At 47.9% G+C, this 365-nt stretch carries 1 protein-coding gene; it reads right to left on the reverse strand.

Going from position 1 to position 365, the window contains the following annotated elements; all coding sequences use genetic code 11:
* Positions 1 to 365 (reverse strand): DUF1542 domain-containing protein (locus E4T71_RS09305; protein WP_167758532.1); only part of this gene is annotated, 365 nt, incomplete at both ends.

Genomic DNA, 365 nt, shown 5'->3' on the forward strand with positions numbered 1-365 from the left:
CTGCTTCTGCATCAACTTGAGCCTTAGCTGCTGCTTTCTCTTCGTCTGTTAGATCAGAGCGAGCGTCAATTTCATCCTTCTTGGCTTGAGCGGCTTCATCGACAGCTTTCTTCGCTTCAGGCTTAGCAACTGCAGCTGGGTTAATAGCTTTAACAGTGTCAACACCTGCAGTCTTAGCTTCTTCAACTCCTGCATCTGTTGTTGCTGCATCTACTGCAGCTTTAGCTTTCTCTGCTTCTGCATCAACTTGAGCCTTAGCTGCTGCTTTCTCTTCGTCTGTTAGATCAGAGCGAGCGTCAATTTCATCCTTCTTGGCTTGAGCGGCTTCATCGACAGCTTTCTTCGCTTCAGGCTTAGCAACTGCA

The sequence above is a fragment of the Streptococcus sp. WM07 genome, from assembly GCF_004570525.1.
Classification (GTDB): domain Bacteria; phylum Bacillota; class Bacilli; order Lactobacillales; family Streptococcaceae; genus Streptococcus.